The organism is Legionella rowbothamii (assembly GCF_900639985.1).
In the GTDB taxonomy this organism is placed as follows: Bacteria; Pseudomonadota; Gammaproteobacteria; order Legionellales; family Legionellaceae; genus Legionella; species Legionella rowbothamii.
Genome location: NZ_CAAAIM010000001.1, coordinates 80053 through 97360, shown reverse-complemented (window position 1 = coordinate 97360; position 17308 = coordinate 80053). Strand labels below are relative to the sequence as shown.

Below are 17308 nucleotides of genomic sequence, written 5' to 3'. Positions count from 1 at the left end.
AGATGGGGCTGTAAAGCCCTGCATCGGGAGTAGCGTACAAGGTGTATGCTGGGCTTTTGCAGCCCAGCATACGATTGCTCCAAGTTGGCCCCATTATTTGTTCGGGAGAATACTTGAATCTTCGGCCAAAATCCGAGTAACAATTATCATAATTAAGGAAGATATTTTGCGCTATATACATATAGAAAACCCCGGCTCATATAGCCGTCTTACGATTGAAAATGCCCCTATCCCTGAATGTAAAGACAGCCAAATATTAGTTCAGGTCAAAGCAACAGCGCTAAACCGTGCGGACTTAATGCAACGCTATGGAAAATATCCTCCTCCCCAAGGAGAATCAACGATCCCAGGTTTAGAACTTGCTGGTGATGTAGTTGCAGTAGGCTCTAAGGTAACTCAATTTAAACCTGGAGATAAAGTCTACGCTTTAGTGGGAAGTGGTGCCTATGCCGAATACTGCCTGGTTGAATCCACCCTTGCGCATTTAATTCCAGAAAGCTGGAATTACCCCCTTGCCGCAGCCCTTCCTGAATCATTAGTCACGGTTCATGCAACCCTATTTAACCTCGGCACATTAAAATCAGGGCAAACATTACTAATCCATGGGGCTGGAAGTGGGATTGCTTCATTAGCAATTCAAATGGCAAAACAAGTGGGTGCCAAAGTCATCACTACTGTAGGTAAAGATGATAAAATTAATAAAGCAATACAACTTGGTGCTGATCAGGTAATCAATTATAAAACACATGATTTTGAGGATTTAATTGACAAACAAAGTCTTGACTTAATTTTGGACTTTATTGCTGGCGATTATTTTGACAACCACCTACAACTGTTAAAACCGCAAGGTAAATTAATTCAAATTGCCTGCCTTCAAAGCTGCAAAGTTGAATGTAATCTCGCTTTAGTCATGCATAAACGATTACAGATTATTGGCTTTGTATTACGATCACAAAGCCTACAGGAAAAAGCGCTTTTATGGAAGTTAGCTCATGAGCAGTGGGGTGATACCTTAGCTCAAAAACAAATCAAGCCAATTATTGATTCAGAGTTCAACTTGGAGCAAATCGAAGAAGCGCAACAACACATGCAAGAAGGCATCCACTTTGGAAAAATTGTTATTCATGTAGCCTAGTAACAATGCGCCCCGTATTCGCGCAGCGTAATACGGGAACGAAAGATGAATCATAGGTATGGAGCTGGCATTACGATAATGTACTATTTCTCATAGTACGCGCTAACAACTGAGCATAAATAGGCTCATTGCGCGCAAGCTGCAGCATTATCGTGGCACAAATACAGGTTATCATCACAGGGAAAATAAGTGCGTAATTTTGAGTCATTTCCACCACTAAAATTCCCCCCGTTATTGGTGAACGAGTAATTGCAGCAAAAAATGCGGCCATTCCTGCTACGGCGAACATGCCTGGATGCACCAGAAAGTCTAGATGAAAAAACACCAACATCTGAAACGAAGCCAAGCCGAGTAACGTTCCTAAGGCTAAAGTTGGGGCGAAAATTCCGCCCGGAATGCCGGTAGCATAACAGCCAATGGTCCCAATAAACCGAATAAGAAAGAGCAGGTATAAAATAGCAAATCCCGGGGAGAGGGTTAAGGCCTGATGAATAATATGCATTCCACCTCCAGTAGCTGCGGGAGTAGAGACGGCTAAATAGCCAATAAGGAAACTTACACTTAAAACATAAACTAACTTTTGAGATGCTGATAATCGGTCAGTCCAGGCCAAGGTTGCCATAAGTCCTTTATTAAATAGAAGACCTGCCACACCTACAATAAATCCAAAAAATACAAAAAGCCATAATGCATCTAACGAAGGAAATTGAAACACATCCATAGGAATGGTTGCTTGGGTACCGATGATCAAATCCAACATCACCGTCGCCGTAATGCAAGTGATCACCACCATCGTAAAGCTGGTAAATGAGTAGTTAAATTGATTACGCATTTCCTCCATCACAAAAATAACCCCGGCCAAAGGTGCATTAAAAGCTACAGCAAGACCCGCTGCTGCTCCAGCGGCGATTAGACTATCACGGCGACGGCGGCTGAGGTTAAATAAACCTCCCAGCATCTCTCCCAAATTCCCTCCAACATGGATGGTGGGGCCTTCACGACCCAAAATCATGTTGGAAGAAATAGCTAAGATACCGAAAAAATATTTTACAGGTACTAAGCGTCGCCAAAAGATAGGTCGTACATGCAATAAGGCCCCCTCAATTTCCTGAACCCCACTACCACCAGCTTCTGGAGCTATGTATTTCACGGCCATGAATGCAGAAAACACCATGAGCATAGAGAACGTCCCAGAAATTACTCCAGCCAGCCATCCCTGCCCGCCAAGGTGATACACATGCATTAAAGCAGAACCTAGCAAATCAATTGATAAACGAAATGAAGATCCAACTAATCCAACAATAATTCCCAGAACAACAGATACAAAGTATAAAATTGCAATTTTATGGCGCATTCCTTGTTACCATTCCCATTAAGTTAGTAATAATTTTCAATCCGGCTTGATTCACTAAAGACAAAATAGTTTCTGGATGAAATTGCACAGCATAAATTGGTAAATGTTGATGAGATATCGCCATCACAACACCATCCTCACTCAGCGCAGTTACCTTAAGCGCTTCAGGCATTGCATTAAGTCGTGCATAGAGTGAATGATAGCGGCCGGCTTTGAACTCCCCTCCTAATCCTGCAAATAAACCAGCAGAATCTAAAACCTTAATCATTGACGATTTACCGTGCATGGGGTATTCCAGAATATCTAATACACCACCAAAATGCTCAACCAGCCCTTGTAGCCCTAAGCACACACCAAACAGGGGGATACCTCGTGCCACAACAGCATCAATGCTTGCAGATAAATTAAAATCACTTGGCTTTCCTGGCCCAGGAGATAAAACTACTAAGTCATAGGAATATTCTTGTAAATATTGTTGTGCTTTATCAAAACGAATCGTACTTACTTCTGCACCAGTTTGGCGAATATAGTTAGCGAGTGTATGGACGAACGAATCCTGATGATCAATCAATAACACATGCTTCCCTTTTCCAGTTAATGGTAAAGACTCCCTATTCGCGATCGCAGGAGCTTTATGATTTAACATATCCAAGAATGCCGAAGCTTTTAAGCGAGTTTCTTGTTCTTCAGATTCAGGAACTGAATCATAAAGCAAAGTGGCGCCCACACGAACTTCAGCAATGCCTTGAGATATACGTACAGTTCTTAAAACCAGCCCCGTATTTAAATTGCCATTAAAGCCAAACCAGCCAACTGCTCCTGCATACCATTTACGAGGTGATTTTTCATGTTGCTCAATAAAATTTAAAGCCCAAATTTTCGGTGCACCAGTTACTGTAACCACCCACATATGGGTCAAGAAAGCATCCACGGCATCAAACTCAGCTCTTAAAGTTCCCTCAACATGATCTACTGTGTGAATCACTCGTGAATAAACTTCTATTTGGCGTCGACCAATTACCTTAACCGAACCCGCTTCACAAATGCGTGACTTATCATTACGATCCACATCAGTACACATAGTTAATTCAGATTCTTCTTTTGGGGAATCAAGTAAGCTCTGGATATTTTGAGCATCTTCAATCGCATCAGCACCGCGTTTAATGGTGCCAGAAATAGGACAGGTTTCTACTCGCTTACCAGTCACACGAACATACATTTCTGGAGAAGCACCAACCAAATACTCCCCTTCACCCAAGTTAATAAAAAATCCATAAGGTGAAGGATTCAACTGACGCATTTGCTTGAATAAATAAGATGGCTGCTCGGTATAATGAGTAAAAAAAGTTTGGCTTGGCACTACTTCAAATAAATCACCACAAGCGAATCGCTCTTTTGCTTTATTGACTACTGCTGCATATTCGCCGGGCTCATGATCACAAAATTTTTCAGGTCTATTGAGTGATTCATAAGCTAAGGGAGTACCTTCACGAGGATGACCATGAGTTGCATGATCATGAAATTGGAACTCATAGCGATTAACAAAAGCTTCCTCTTTACGATGATTTACAACAAAAATTTCATCCGGCAAATAAAGAACCATGTCGCGCTGAGCGGGATCGCGTTCTTTATGCTGAAGCAAATCTTCAAATTGAAAAATTAAATCAAAACCCAAAGATCCATATAGGCCTAAATAAGGCTCCTGCTCAGATTTAAAAAATGAAAGTAATAATCTGATTACGCTAAATACGGAAGGCTGTTGACTGCGCTCTTCCTCACTAAAAACCTGCTCCGAGGCCTTTATGTTAATCTGGATTTGACTCTCAGTCTGAGAAACAAGTTCCAAGTAGTCATCTGAGCTGAATAACTGCTGCACAAAAGCCAGTAAAACCGCTCCGCGTTTATTTAGGGCATCAATCTGAATAGAGTTCTGCTTGCACACAAGGGCTAGGGGCGGATTACAAAATCCAATATCCCAGCAAGTGTAACGCCCTGGATATTCAAAACTGGAAGCAAACACCGCCCCTCTTTCCGAATCCAAACGATCAATCAGATTTGTGATACCTTCTTGGTAATCTAATTGCTGTTGAGAAACCTCAATCTGAACACCCCCCTGGGTTTTAAATTGTTGCAGCATGAATAACTTACTCGACTGATGATTAGGGATTACTCAACATTCTACTGTAAAAATAAGCAAGTTCCTATCAGCGTAGAAACTAAAAAGTGTTCTCCCTTATAACTCATAAGCTCCCTTTCTCTATTCTTTAAATTCATCAAAAACTTGCGCCTAATGCAAGTTCAAGAATTAGGACTAATTCTGCAAACAGGGATAAGCGCTAAATCAGAGATAGCTAAATCTCTGATTCAGGGCTGCATGCAATAAAAATAACTAATTTTTAAATTTTGATGAAAATTGTGGTGATATGACCAGATACTCGGCGTCATCGTCTAAAGGGATTGTTGCACTTGAATTCAACAAAGATCTTGTTGATACAAGGGTTCCGGAGAAAAATCCAGACGCACTTGGCCGTACATAAACAGGCGACGCCCTAAAGCTGCTCATTCGCTTTTCACTAGAGGTTATAAATTTACTAACATCAAAGGCCTCAACTTGTTTTAACCTCCCAGCATCAACTGCAGGAACCATTGCTACCGGTAGTCCTACAACGGCTTTAGAGGAATATGCTTCAATGTTTGCCCCATAACGAGAAACAATTTCACAAATCATGTAAGCAATTGCATCCGGTAATTTATTATGCATCATAAGCTGATGAGCTTCCTCGGAATCCATAAACGGATCGGTGTGCTCCAGAGCATTTCTTAAGCCAACATAGCCGACTAACAAAAGATTTAGGTCTGGATGTATTTCCTTAAGCTCACCTAAACTGTACAGTTTATTAAAGAGACTAACAATTTGTCCAACCAAATAACTGGTTGCAAAATACATACTAACATCAACAGACAAATGTTCCTTTATAGCGATTATATTCTGAGGCTCTGCTGTAATTACGGTGCCATTCTCTTTAAACATCCGCTCTAACAATTTAATGCGGTTTTTAAGCGTATCAATTAACTCAGATACGGAAGGCGGATCCCCCATTAACTCACTCTCTAGTTCAACAGCACATTGTGTGATAGCTGGGTAACTCTGTTGCATTTTCTTTTTTACAACATCTTTTCGTACTTCATCCTGTTTAGTAAGCTCTTCTTCAAATTGGGCATGGCGTGCTTCAAATGCCTCCCTTTTCGCCTTTCTCAGCTCACTCGAATAAAACTCTGCAGCCTCAATAAGTCCTTTCACAATAGGAAGATTTGGATCTTTTATCGACAAAGTTACGAACACTTTGTCCAATAATCTGTCTTTATGTAATACCTTCTTACCATGGAAAACATCTTCTAACTCTGTTAACACATCTCTGTGTGCTGCAAAAACATGTCTTAGATATTTTATATAGACCTCAAAATTAATATCGGAGTCTTCGTCCATTCCAAGTTGCTTTCTAATTCTTCCTTCCTGACGATAATGAAGAAGTGAGATGTCTGATCTTAATATTTCTTGTCCGGGAATAAAGTTTTCTTTGTATAGAGGAGATGGATCCTCTTCAAATTTAAATTGGCTAAATTGTGTTCCATAATAAGTTTTAGCAGACTCCCAATATTCAGTAACACGTTGCAACCAGAAAACAATAGATCCCATCATCTCTTCGGGAGGGAACGGCTTAAAATTAGTGTCTCTGCCTTTTAGAACAATTTGCAATAAATATGACTTTAAATGAGCCAACTCGTTATGCAATTGCTCCAGGCGAGTGGTATCTGCTTCAAGCCGGAAAATCACCTCACTTCGCGTAAGTTGCTCTATATGTACTAAGGCATTCCTAATATTTATTACCATCATCGGATCAAAATAGTCCATGGTATTTAAGAAAAAACCCCAATTTTTGCGTGTAAACAACTCCCCGATAAGTTGCAATCTCCTGATAAAAGCCAATTGTGATTTCAAATCACAAGGCTTGGAGCCCATTAGATCCATCTTATATAACAGGGCCATAGGATTACGCTGAGAATCGAAGAACTCTACAGCACTTTTATGCATCACGGTACCCTCTCTAACACCATTGGGCAAGAAGACTTGTAAGCGATATAGATTATATAGATGCTTAAAATACCATATTATTTTTTTGAATGTGCTCAATTCATCTATCTTGGGTAATTCGTCTGGTTTTACAGTATTACCGTTAGTTTTAAGATTTTCTTGTATGCTAGCAAAAAAGGTTTTTAACTTGCTCAGATCATCATAAAATCCTTGGTCTAGTAAGGCTGCTTTTAACGTACAATTACTGAAACAAAGACTCAAAAAATAACTCATTGCATTACTGTTTTCCTCGGCCGTATTATTTATCTTCAAGCTCAAAGAAAACATCGTATTGAAAAATTCTGAATCGCGAATGTCCATTAAACTGCCAATAAAATAGAGGAAATACCAAGAATTAGAACCCCACGGTAATAAATGAACTAAGTCTTTGCATTTATCACGAGGCAATGCATGTATCGTTTTGAATATCATTCTTAAAACAAGCTGAGCATCATCAAGATAAATATCTTTACAATATCCCTCAATTTCAGCTTTCCCAGATTTTTCGAATATATCGGGATCAGGTAAAAAAGAATTCCTCTGTCGCAATCCTGTTAACAGCATCTTATCCGCAATTTTAAGTCTCATAGACTTCGCTAGATCACTATCATCAAGATATTCGGGCATAATATATAGCTTTCTATCAACATACGTTTGCAAAAAGAAATTCATTAACTCATTGATATGCTCCACTTGAGCGTGAAATGTGACCGGGCAGATTTTGTGATCATTTTTTAAACGATCTAATGCTCTAACGTAGCTCTTCTTCCTCATATCAGAACGTACTTTTTCCGCGTTAGTGAGAGACTCCAAATCCAAGGTCAATAAGCCACTTTGTACTCCTGCCACCAAACGCCCCCATTCATCCTTAATAAGCGCATCACACTCAGCCACAGCTTGAGGTTTATTTTGTTTTCTAGATATATTTTTTGCTTCCTCTAGTGCATAGATGCCTTGAGCAAACTGATACTGGTGAAAATGGCTTCGGGCGAGATAAATGCATACCTCATAATTAAATTCACCATCATGCGAATGAAGAAATGTCTTACACTTACTTATGACTTTTTCATATGCTTTTTGTTTAAAAGCCTTTTGAATTTTGGTAAATTTTACCGCAGCTTTACCCATTTTAAGTTCGCCTATCAATAATTAAAACATTTAGAATGCGTAATGATACATTATGACTTAATTAAAGACAATCAAGTTGGGAGCAAGTTGTGCTATTAATGTAAAAAGTAACTTTCTGGCTCATCAGTCCGCTTCTTTCGATTATTGAAACGGATATTCGATCAACTAATTTCGCATTATTAATACAATCTACCCCTTCTTTTAATTAGCATTAATTACATAGAAAAATTTAAATTCTCAACGTTGTTATAACAAAAATTTTAGGATAAGATGATTGATTATTCATCAATTTTCCAACTTATATCAAAAGCAAGGAATGCCCTATGTTCTATTCTCATTTATCCAAAGTAGCAATTGTTTCTCTAATAACCAGTAATGTGGCATTTTCAGGAACCATGGGTTCTTCATGTGCTTCTGGTTTAGTAACGGTCCCTTGTTCTTCTATAGGCTGGGATTTGGGAATGGAAGCGTTATATTTGCAACCTTTATATAATAAATCTCTAAGTTATTTAGGAACCAATAATAATGCTGATGGAGAAGTTTTAAGCCTTGTCAAAAATAATCCTGAGTGGAATTGGGGTTTTAAACTGGGAGCTTCTTATTATTTTAATACGGGTAATGATATAAACCTAAACTGGATTCATCTTGATAGCACGACGACTAAAGTTAATGCAGAAAATACGATTGGTTTTGGTTTTCGGTCAATGACTACCAACATAACCTTACTCAAACCAAGTTGGGATGCTGTGAATTTTGAATTAGGCCAACATGTTAATTTAGGCGATGTTAAAACAATACGTTTTCATGGCGGTGTCCAATATGCAAACATTACCACAAAAATTCATAATAAAGACACTCTTTTGGTTCTCGGAGATTACAATACAATCTCCATGAAAACTTCAAATTTTGGACCACGAATAGGCAGTGACTTATCTTATAATTTAGGGAATCGTTTTTCAATCTTCGCAAAAAGCGCTGTTGCTCTTTTGGTGGGTACAAGTACCCTTAACCGAACTGTAGGTAATATTGATTTTCCTGAAACAATAAATAATCATGCCAGAAAAACAACTATTATTACTGATTTTGAAGCAAAACTCGGGATAAATTATTCTCATATCACGAGCAGCGGTAGTTTAGGACTGAACCTTGGTTATATGTGGGTTAATTATTTTAATGCTCAACCGGTTTTTATTCCTTTCGGTCCTGGATCTATGAGCGATCATCTCGCAACTTCTGATTTTGGTGCACAGGGTCTTTTTGCAGGACTTAAGTGGGTGAGCGCTCGTATTTAAGCAATTGAATTATCTAAACGAATAACTGTTTTCTTTTGGGAAACAGTTATTCGTTTAGATATCATTTACCTAATGTTGGGAGATATTTTTACTTTTTGTAAACACCCTACTCAGTTTAGCGACTGTATATATTCTCGCTGAAAGGAAAAGTAATTCGTTCTAGACGTTCAACACTTAACCATCTTATTCTACCTGCCTAAAAGCTCTGTTACATTGGACTGGACATTTAAAGCTAATTGTCCTGATTGAGTTTGCATGTTGAAAAATAAAAATGAATTGCCTCGAGTAGCTATTGCCTGAACAACGCCAGCAACAAGCCCAGGAACAATACCTGAAACTAGAACAAGCAAAATTGATTTCCAGAACGCTCCGGTTATACGATTTTCATTGAGAATGTCTATTGCTTCCTTATTTTTTTCTAAGTAATTAACGAATGCATCTAACTGACCCGATTCAAATGCAGAAATGCGTTGTTCGGTGTCCATAATAAAAGCATTAATTTTTTGCACTTTCAGCAGGGTGTGCTCATTGGTCGAAGTTAAATAGTCATATTTATATCGATTTAACTTACCAATAGATTGTTTTATTGAAATCAATTTCGGTGATAGTTCAGAGTAAACCAAACTGGAGAGCCTATCGATTTCAGTTAAAAATACACTTTTATATACAAAATAAAATTTATATTCGGAAGTAAATACCTGGCCAAAATCAATAGGGTATGTTTTATTGCCCTGAGTCATAAAATTCCTTGGATCACGACAATCCCCCATAATAAATCCTTTCGCTAACATTTGTTTCAGACAAAAAAGTCGTTCTAAATTTGTTGGATAGCACCCATTAATAAAAGGTAGAGAAAGTTCATTTCTTCGAGTAACTAATGCTGTTGCGAACTCAGTACCTTTATAATATTCATTCCAATATCGCACTTGATCCACAAAAGATAATTCAAAACCTAAGCCTTTAGAAATTTTAAAAACACGCTTGCCTTCAATGCGGGTAATGTTATTGTTACCTTGTTCAAATGATTTGGCTTTTTCAGTTTTTCCTGGCATGGTATGTGTGCATACTAAAGAGTCAGTAAGGACGATTTTAACCTAAAAAGATTAAGAGATAATTAGCAAGCCCATATTAAGTTCTAAAGTTGTTCGGCAATGACATCTAAGTTAGGTCCATGGCCTAAAATAGAGTTCTTCACTGGCTTGATGTCCGTTGTTGGGCCATGGGGCCCAACCAACAGCTTAATTCTTAGCTAAGGGGCCTTAGTCTTTACTATCTCAGCTAAAGAACATTTTTTTTCTATTGCTTCTTTAATCCAAAGTCCTACTTGATGATGCGCATCGCGGAACGGAATCCCTTTTAGAACCAAAGACTCCAAAACCTCAGTAGCATCAAGATAACCGCTACTTGCCTTTTCCTGCATTAGCGTTGTATTAAAATGAATGCTTTGTAAAAAAGGAGGGATAATCTGCAAGCTTGCGGTAAGCGTGGCTACCGTATCAAATAGACACTCTTTATCTTCTTGCATGTCCTTATTATATGCTAGCGGTAATCCTTTCATTATGGTTAAAATGCCCATTAAATGTCCGAATACCCTGCCACTTTTGCCGCGAATTAACTCCAATACATCAGGATTTTTCTTATTCGGCATTAAAGACGAACCTGTAGCAAAAGCATCATCAAGGGTAATAAAACCAAACTCTTGCGTTGCCCATAAAATTAAATCCTCTGCCAAGCGTGATAAATGCATCATAATGATTGCAGCAAGCGAGCAAAACTCTATTACAAAATCACGATCACTCACGGCATCTAATGTATTTTCAATAACTCCGGAAAAACCCAATGCTTTAGCCGTCCAACTTCGATCGAGGGGTAAATTACTTCCAGCCAAAGCCCCTGATCCCAAAGGCGAGTAATTCATACGGGCATGCCAATCAACAACTCGACTTAAATCACGTTGAAACATAGCAAGGTATGCGGCAAAATATTGGCCCAGATAAATAGGCTGTGCTTGTTGTAGATGGGTATATCCTGGCATTTTTGCTTCGGCATGTTGCATAGCCAAATCGTCCAATACCACATTCAAATCGTTCAACAAGGCACTGACTTTCTCTCCTGCATCGCGCGCATATAGTCGTAAATCAAGAGCCACTTGATCATTGCGGCTTCTTCCTGTGTGTAATTTTTTCCCTACATCGCCAATTTTAGTAATCAATAATTGCTCAATGAACATATGGATATCTTCACAGGAGTCATCAAACTCTTGAATACCATGCTCTATTTCATGGCCAATCTGAGCAAGCGCCTGGCAAATCAATTCTGCCTCGCTGTATAAAATAAGCCCTTGTTGTGCAAGCATCGTGGCATGAGCCTGACTTCCAGCAATGTCATGGGCATAAAGGACTCGATCAAAAGCTAATGAGGCATTAAAATGCATCACCCGTGGATCGAGTTCTTTACTAAAACGTCCGCCCCAAGTTTTGTGACTCATAAAACATCCCCTTTATGGACCATACCGTATATCTTAGCGGATAAAGAAAATAAGTTAATAAATCCTTCGGCATCATATTGATTATAAACGCAATCCTCTTCGAAGGTAGCTAAAGCTGGGTCATGTAAACTGAAGGAAGATTGCATGCCATAAGGAATCATATTCCCTTTAAACAATTGTAAGTTAACTGTTCCTGTTACATGCTGTTGCGTTACATCAATTAGTGCATCCAAGGCTTTTTTAGCTTGTGAAAACCAACGTCCTTCATACACCATGTTGGCGTAAGTCTGTTGTAAGGATTGTTTTAGATGTAATGTGGCCCTGTCCAAGCATAGGCTTTCGAGCATTAAATGAGCTTTATACAAAACAGCTGCTGCAGGAGCTTCATATACTCCTCTAATTTTCATCCCCACTAATCTATTCTCAACAAGATCAGCGACACCGATACCATGTTTCCCTGCGACTTTATTTAGCTCTGCTAATAAAGTTACAGGCGACATTGCTTTTGAATTTAAGGCAACAGGTACGCCTTGATTAAAATCTATACTAATCAGCTCAGGGGTCGCTGGAGTGTGCTCTAAAGGAGCAGTCATTAATAATAAATCATCTGGTTTAGGCTGAGCTGGATCCTCCAAAATCCCACCCTCATGGGAAATATACCAAGCATTATGATCCCTTGAGTACGGTGATTTAGGTGTAACTGGCACCTCGATTCCATGTAATTTTGCATATTCAATTGCTTCTTGTCTGGATTTAATTGACCAAACTCGCCAAGGAGCAATGATTTTAAGCTCAGGTGCCAAAGCTTTAACTGTGTATTCAAATCGCACCTGATCATTGCCTTTGCCTGTAGCCCCGTGAGCCACCGCTTCCGCTTGTTCTTCTTTAGCGATTTCAACTAGCTTCTGAGCAATCAATGGCCTAGAAATGGTTCCCAGGATGTACTGGTTCTCATACAGGGCCCCTGCTTTGACTAATCTCCATAGATAATCATCGACAAACTCTTCCTGTACATCAATAAGATAAGCTTTAGATGCCCCACTACGAATTGCCTTTTCTTTAATCGCAGGCAAATCTTCACTTTGGCCAAGATCACAAATCACTGCAATAATTTCTGCTTGTTGGTAATGTTCCTTTAACCATGGAATCATTACTGAGGTATCAAGCCCACCAGAATAAGCCAGTACAATTTTTTGGATGGATTCAGCCATGATTTACTCCTGATAATAATGTTTTAAATACGAAATGGGGTCAGCCAAATTTTTAGGTGATACATCAGCAACAATTTTCCCTGCGTTCAAAACCACCAAACGATCTGCCATTTTGCTAAGAAAATCAAGGTCATGTGACGCAATTACCATAGTGACACCTAAAGATTTAACCGAATTTAATAAATAAATGACCTCATCAATCGTTACTAAATCCAAGCCTGATGTAGGTTCATCACAAAGTAATAAAGTAGGTTGCATCATCAAACATCTTGCTAAGGCAACGCGCTGCTTTTGCCCACCAGAAAGCTGCTGCGGATAAGACCCTGCTTTATCACTAATTCCTAAACGTTGAAGCAAAGCTTGGGCCTGAGAATCATGATTTACGTTCTTGTGCTGCAAACTAGGTGCGTAGATTAGATTTTGCAATACCGTCATATGCGGAAACAATTGAAAATCCTGAAACATAAACCCACTTTTACCACTATAGTTGATGCTACCTGAATCCAAAGTTTCCAAACCTTGAATGCATCGTAATAAAGTAGATTTCCCACCTCCTGAAGACCCTGCTAGTCCCAAAACAGTTTGCGACTCAATCTCAAGACTAATCCCATTTAACACGGGTAAGGAACCAAAATGCTTATAGGCATTGTTTATCGCTAGCATAACGCCCCCTTTGACTCAATTTTCTTGCCTAAATATTCAATAAATAAAACTAATCCGTAATAATAAGCAGCTGCGATACATAAAGGAACAAAATAAGTAAATTGCTCGGCAGCAACGGATTGAGCTCGCCGCATCACATCCATACCCCCAATCGTTGCAATCAATGCCGTTTCTTTAAGTAAGGCGATTGTTTCATTAATAAATGCTGGAAAAATATTCTTTATCACTTGCGGTAAAATGATGTCTTTCCATAAGTAAAAACCTGAAATCTGCAACGTTTTTGCCGCTTCAAATTGCCCTTTTGGCAAACTATCTATCCCTGCTCTTAAAATTTCTGCCACATAAGCGGAACTGTTCAAACCAAAGGTTACCAATCCTGCCGTTAAAATATTCGGCTTTAAACCAATCAGAACAGGTACGGCAAAGTATGCAAAACTTAATTGCAAAATCATTGGGGTCCCTCTCATTATGGAGATAAATCCATTAATCATTGGCTTTGCAATGCCTTGATGACGCAGCAAGGCCAGGATCGTTCCCAATACAGTTCCAATCGCTAATCCGCCAATTAAAAGAGTTAGAGTCATCATGACCCCTTCCCCGATAAACACAATATTTTGCTTCAACTCTTCCATTAAGCACCTCCAAACCATTTTTGTTTGAGTTTGCCCAACTCACCATTTTGCTCAAGTTGTTGTAATACCTTATTGATATCATGAGTAAATGACGAGTTCTTTTTCAATGCCAAGCCATAACCATCATTCGATTTAGAAATTACAGTAAACGATAACCCGGGATTCTTCTGGCTAAAGGATGCACCTTGTGCCCCATCTACCAAGACCGCATCCGCATGCCCTGCTTTTAAAGCCGCAATGGCTTGATTGTTATTATCCATAACCAGCAGCGTCGTATTAGGAAGATTATTTTTTAACCAGATCTCCATGGTACTGCCTAATTGCACCGCAATTTTTTTATTCGCAAGTTGCGTCACATTTTTAACAGGCTGCTGCTGAGAATAGACAACTGCAAGGCTTTCAAAATAGTAAGGAGTACTAAAGTCAAAATTCTTTTTTCGCTGTTCGGTAATTGTGAGGGTCGATATGGCCACATCAACTTGCCCCATGCTCAAAGCAGGTAAAATACTGCTAAATTGCATGCTATCAAAAACAGCTTCTTTACCGAGCTTTTTTGCGATTAAACGAGCCAAATCTATATCAAATCCTTTAATTTCACCACGCTCATTATATTCAAAGGGTGGATATTCTGCGGAGACAGCAAAATGAATAAACTTCTTATTTTCTGCTGGAATATGAGCATAGCACCATGATACAACCAGAGCAAAACTAATAGCCAATATATTGATTATCTTTTTCATATGAATACAAATCCAAATCTTATCCGTTTTGTGAATTTATCAAAATCGGACTTGTCATGTCAAGAACAAATGAATATAATTTCCAAAAAATGATTATGTATTCAATAGAGGGATATCATGAGCCAAGATGCACTTCTCGACGGACATATATTAAATATTGTGCAAACAGAAAAAATTTACGAGCAGAGCGATTTACAAAAGAGTCTCATGGATCGAGGTTATAATATCCCGCAAGCTACCTTATCTCGTCGGTTAAAAAAACTAAAAATTGCTAAAGTTTCCGGTGTCTATCAGGTCGTGGATTTTAATATCCCAAATCTTCCTTTGGTACTGAATATACAGGTCTCTGATTTTGGGTTAATCGTCTTGCATACTCATCCAGGTAATGCCAATGGTCTTGCTTATTATATCGATAAGAAATACATCTCTTTTTCGATGCACGGGAATAAGAACACCGGAATTTTAGGGACTATAGCCGGAGATGATACCGTGTTATTGATTGTTAAAAGCAAGGAGAAGCAAGAAGAGGTCTTACAGCTACTGCGTGCAGAGTTCCCCTATTTAACATAAAAGCTATCCATTTGAATTGTTTACTTGAGGAGCACGCCTCGAATTACCTTATATCTTTCTTGGCGCTGCGACTATTTTCGAATTACGGCGCCTTAACCGCGGTAATTCAATTGTCGATAAGACATATTACACCTCTACAGAATTCCATATTATATTTGTAACTTAATATATCCTCGCTATAATAAGCTGTTTCTCTATTTGGACGTTGTTCATCATGACCATCACACCTGCAGAACTGGAAAAAATCGCGCAACTCGCTTATCTGGACCCAGATACGGATCATACCCCCCAATTAATACAAGAAGTTAATGAAATCATGGACTTTGTAGAGCAATTACGTTCGGTCGATACCTCCAATGTTGCCCCTTTATTCCACCCATTCGCCTTACAACAACGATTAAGACCTGATGCCATTACGGAAGAAAGCTGCTTGGCTGAGCTAGAAGCCATCGCCCCTTTGTTTGAAGATGATCTTTATTTAGTTCCCCAAGTGATTGAACAGGAAAAATAGCCATGGATTACACTTTAAAACAATTATCCGAAGCATTACATAATGGAGTATTATCCAGTGTCGAAATTACTCAGCACTACTTCGCACAAATAAAAAAGCATACAAAATTGAATGCCTTTATTAGTCTCGATGAGGAACAGGCATTACAGGCAGCACAACAAGCCGATCGGCAACTACGGCAGGGTAATGCCCATCCGCTCACTGGTATTCCAATGGCGCTTAAAGATTTGTTTTGCACTCAAAGGATGACTACTACCTGCGGTTCAAAAATGCTGGCAAACTTTCAATCCCCCTATGAAGCAACTCTTGCAACCAAATTGAAAGAGTGTGGCGCCATATTGGTCGGCAAGACCAATATGGATGAGTTTGCTATGGGTTCCAGCAATGAAAATAGTTATTTTGCTGCAGTAAAAAATCCTTGGGATAAAGAGCGAGTTCCTGGTGGTTCTTCTGGTGGCTCGGCTGCAGCAGTTGCTGCAGGTTTAGTCCCCTTTTCTATTGGCTCCGATACGGGGGGTTCCATACGTCAGCCTGCAGCCTTTTGCGGTATAAGCGGTATTAAACCAACTTATGGCTTAGTTTCACGTTTTGGAATGGTTGCTTATGCCTCCAGTTTGGATCAAGGCGGTCCAATGGCTCGTAGCGCCGAAGACTTGGCTTTGGTTTTACAAGCTATTGCAGGGTTTGATAATAAAGATTCAACCTCTGTAGAAACTAATATCCCTAATTATGTAGACGAATTAAATAAACCTTTAGAGAAATTAAAAATTGGCTTGCCCTCTTGTTTTTTCCAGCCTCAAGTAGAGCCTGAAATTCAACAAGCAATACACAAAGCAGTGAAAGTTTATGAACTCCTGGGGGCGGAAATCATTCCTCTTGATTTAAAACTGCAACCTTTGTGGGTGCCTTGCTACTATGTCGTTGCCTGTGCCGAAGCATCTTCTAATTTATCGCGTTATGACGGGCTTCGCTTTGGTCATCGCAGCACTAAAGCAACCAGCCTGAATGAATTAATCCGCTGTTCACGTAGTGAAGGTTTTGGTGCTGAAGTAAAACGCCGCATTATTACAGGTACTCATGTTCTCTCTTCAGGTTATTTTGATGCCTACTATTTGCAAGCACAAAAAATCCGTCGTTTGATTCAAGAAGAGCTGCTCACCACTCTTCGCTCTGTGGATGTGATTATTGGCCCAACCACCCCAACAACGGCATTTAAATTAGGGGAAAAAATCGCTGATCCCATTCAAAACTATCTGGCTGATGTCTTTACTGTAGCTGCAAATCTTGCGGGTATTCCCGCAATATCAATACCAGCAGGCTTTGCTAAAGGATTACCTATAGGTATGCAACTGATGGGTAAGCATTTTAGCGAGGGACTTCTACTGAACGCAGCGCATCATTACCAACAACATACTGATTGGCATCAAGCCAAACCACAGCAATAGAGGTGAA

Annotated in this window: 14 protein-coding genes; 5 read left to right on the top strand and 9 right to left on the bottom strand. The window is 39.3% G+C overall.

Going from position 1 to position 17308, the window contains the following annotated elements; all coding sequences use genetic code 11:
* The first annotated feature begins 166 nt into the window (after positions 1–166).
* Positions 167–1135: an NAD(P)H-quinone oxidoreductase gene (locus tag E1P08_RS00395; protein ID WP_133135052.1), complete on the top strand. Its 969-nt coding sequence runs from the start codon at positions 167–169 to the stop codon at positions 1133–1135.
* 70 nt (positions 1136–1205) lie between these two features.
* On the opposite strand, the gene clcA is transcribed toward E1P08_RS00395, so the two are convergent.
* From clcA to E1P08_RS00380, 3 genes are all read right to left on the bottom strand, one after another.
* Positions 1206–2489 carry a H(+)/Cl(-) exchange transporter ClcA gene (gene clcA / locus E1P08_RS00390; protein WP_133135051.1) on the bottom strand — a complete coding sequence of 428 codons (1284 nt, stop codon included), beginning with the start codon at positions 2487–2489 and terminating at the stop codon, positions 1206–1208.
* The gene (locus tag E1P08_RS00385; protein WP_133135050.1) at positions 2479–4626 is read right to left on the bottom strand and encodes an anthranilate synthase component I; all 2148 of its coding nucleotides are present in this window, start codon (positions 4624–4626) and stop codon (positions 2479–2481) included. Before E1P08_RS00385 ends, clcA begins: the two co-directional genes overlap by 11 nt.
* A gap of 252 nt (positions 4627–4878) precedes the next feature.
* Positions 4879–7749 (bottom strand): hypothetical protein, encoded by a 2871-nt coding sequence (locus E1P08_RS00380; RefSeq protein WP_133135049.1) that lies wholly within the window; start codon positions 7747–7749, stop codon positions 4879–4881.
* Positions 7750–8072: 323 nt separating this feature from the next.
* On the opposite strand from E1P08_RS00380, the gene E1P08_RS00375 reads away from it, so the two are divergent.
* Positions 8073–9041, top strand: coding sequence for an Lpg1974 family pore-forming outer membrane protein (locus E1P08_RS00375; RefSeq protein WP_133135048.1), 969 nt, complete (start codon positions 8073–8075; stop codon positions 9039–9041).
* A gap of 188 nt (positions 9042–9229) precedes the next feature.
* Here the strand turns inward: E1P08_RS00375 and E1P08_RS00370 are convergent, their stop codons facing one another.
* The 6 genes from E1P08_RS00370 to E1P08_RS00345 all read right to left on the bottom strand — a co-directional run bounded on the left by E1P08_RS00370 (position 9230) and on the right by E1P08_RS00345 (position 14775).
* Positions 9230–10093: a BUD32 family EKC/KEOPS complex subunit gene (locus tag E1P08_RS00370; RefSeq protein WP_133135047.1), complete on the bottom strand. Its 864-nt coding sequence runs from the start codon at positions 10091–10093 to the stop codon at positions 9230–9232.
* 197 nt (positions 10094–10290) lie between these two features.
* Positions 10291–11529 (bottom strand): argininosuccinate lyase, encoded by a 1239-nt coding sequence (gene argH, locus E1P08_RS00365; RefSeq protein WP_133135046.1) that lies wholly within the window; start codon positions 11527–11529, stop codon positions 10291–10293.
* Positions 11526–12740, bottom strand: a complete 1215-nt coding sequence (locus E1P08_RS00360) for an argininosuccinate synthase (protein WP_133135045.1) — start codon at positions 12738–12740, stop codon at positions 11526–11528. Before E1P08_RS00360 ends, argH begins: the two co-directional genes overlap by 4 nt.
* Before the next feature lie 3 nt (positions 12741–12743).
* Positions 12744–13403 carry an ATP-binding cassette domain-containing protein gene (locus E1P08_RS00355; RefSeq protein ID WP_133135044.1) on the bottom strand — a complete coding sequence of 220 codons (660 nt, stop codon included), beginning with the start codon at positions 13401–13403 and terminating at the stop codon, positions 12744–12746.
* Positions 13397–14035, bottom strand: coding sequence for an amino acid ABC transporter permease (locus E1P08_RS00350; RefSeq protein ID WP_133135043.1), 639 nt, complete (start codon positions 14033–14035; stop codon positions 13397–13399). The genes E1P08_RS00355 and E1P08_RS00350 overlap by 7 nt, the downstream gene beginning before the upstream one ends.
* On the bottom strand, positions 14035–14775 hold the full coding sequence (locus tag E1P08_RS00345; protein WP_133135042.1) for a substrate-binding periplasmic protein: 741 nt from the start codon (positions 14773–14775) through the stop codon (positions 14035–14037). Before E1P08_RS00345 ends, E1P08_RS00350 begins: the two co-directional genes overlap by 1 nt.
* 117 nt (positions 14776–14892) lie before the next feature.
* On the opposite strand from E1P08_RS00345, the gene E1P08_RS00340 reads away from it, so the two are divergent.
* From E1P08_RS00340 to gatA, 3 genes are all read left to right on the top strand, one after another.
* Complete coding sequence (locus E1P08_RS00340; RefSeq protein WP_133135041.1) at positions 14893–15345, top strand: arginine repressor; 453 nt, start codon at positions 14893–14895, stop codon at positions 15343–15345.
* A 214-nt stretch (positions 15346–15559) separates the two neighbouring features.
* Positions 15560–15856: an Asp-tRNA(Asn)/Glu-tRNA(Gln) amidotransferase subunit GatC gene (gatC, locus tag E1P08_RS00335; protein WP_133135040.1), complete on the top strand. Its 297-nt coding sequence runs from the start codon at positions 15560–15562 to the stop codon at positions 15854–15856.
* A gap of 2 nt (positions 15857–15858) precedes the next feature.
* The gene (gene gatA / locus E1P08_RS00330) at positions 15859–17301 is read left to right on the top strand and encodes an Asp-tRNA(Asn)/Glu-tRNA(Gln) amidotransferase subunit GatA (RefSeq protein WP_133135039.1); all 1443 of its coding nucleotides are present in this window, start codon (positions 15859–15861) and stop codon (positions 17299–17301) included.
* The last annotated feature ends 7 nt before the right edge of the window (positions 17302–17308 follow it).

Bases quoted from the DNA above. Each gene is read 5' to 3' on its own strand.
- E1P08_RS00380 (WP_133135049.1), bottom strand. From the start codon at position 7,749: ATGGGTAAAGCTGCGGTAAAATTTACCAAAATTCAAAAGGCTTTTAAA.
- clcA (WP_133135051.1), bottom strand. From the start codon at position 2,489: ATGCGCCATAAAATTGCAATTTTATACTTTGTATCTGTTGTTCTGGGA.
- E1P08_RS00385 (WP_133135050.1), bottom strand. From the start codon at position 4,626: ATGCTGCAACAATTTAAAACCCAGGGGGGTGTTCAGATTGAGGTTTCT.
- E1P08_RS00355 (WP_133135044.1), bottom strand. From the start codon at position 13,403: ATGCTAGCGATAAACAATGCCTATAAGCATTTTGGTTCCTTACCCGTG.
- E1P08_RS00345 (WP_133135042.1), bottom strand. From the start codon at position 14,775: ATGAAAAAGATAATCAATATATTGGCTATTAGTTTTGCTCTGGTTGTA.
- E1P08_RS00370 (WP_133135047.1), bottom strand. From the start codon at position 10,093: ATGCCAGGAAAAACTGAAAAAGCCAAATCATTTGAACAAGGTAACAAT.
- gatC (WP_133135040.1), top strand. From the start codon at position 15,560: ATGACCATCACACCTGCAGAACTGGAAAAAATCGCGCAACTCGCTTAT.
- E1P08_RS00340 (WP_133135041.1), top strand. From the start codon at position 14,893: ATGAGCCAAGATGCACTTCTCGACGGACATATATTAAATATTGTGCAA.
- E1P08_RS00350 (WP_133135043.1), bottom strand. From the start codon at position 14,035: ATGGAAGAGTTGAAGCAAAATATTGTGTTTATCGGGGAAGGGGTCATG.
- E1P08_RS00375 (WP_133135048.1), top strand. From the start codon at position 8,073: ATGTTCTATTCTCATTTATCCAAAGTAGCAATTGTTTCTCTAATAACC.
- E1P08_RS00360 (WP_133135045.1), bottom strand. From the start codon at position 12,740: ATGGCTGAATCCATCCAAAAAATTGTACTGGCTTATTCTGGTGGGCTT.
- argH (WP_133135046.1), bottom strand. From the start codon at position 11,529: ATGAGTCACAAAACTTGGGGCGGACGTTTTAGTAAAGAACTCGATCCA.
- gatA (WP_133135039.1), top strand. From the start codon at position 15,859: ATGGATTACACTTTAAAACAATTATCCGAAGCATTACATAATGGAGTA.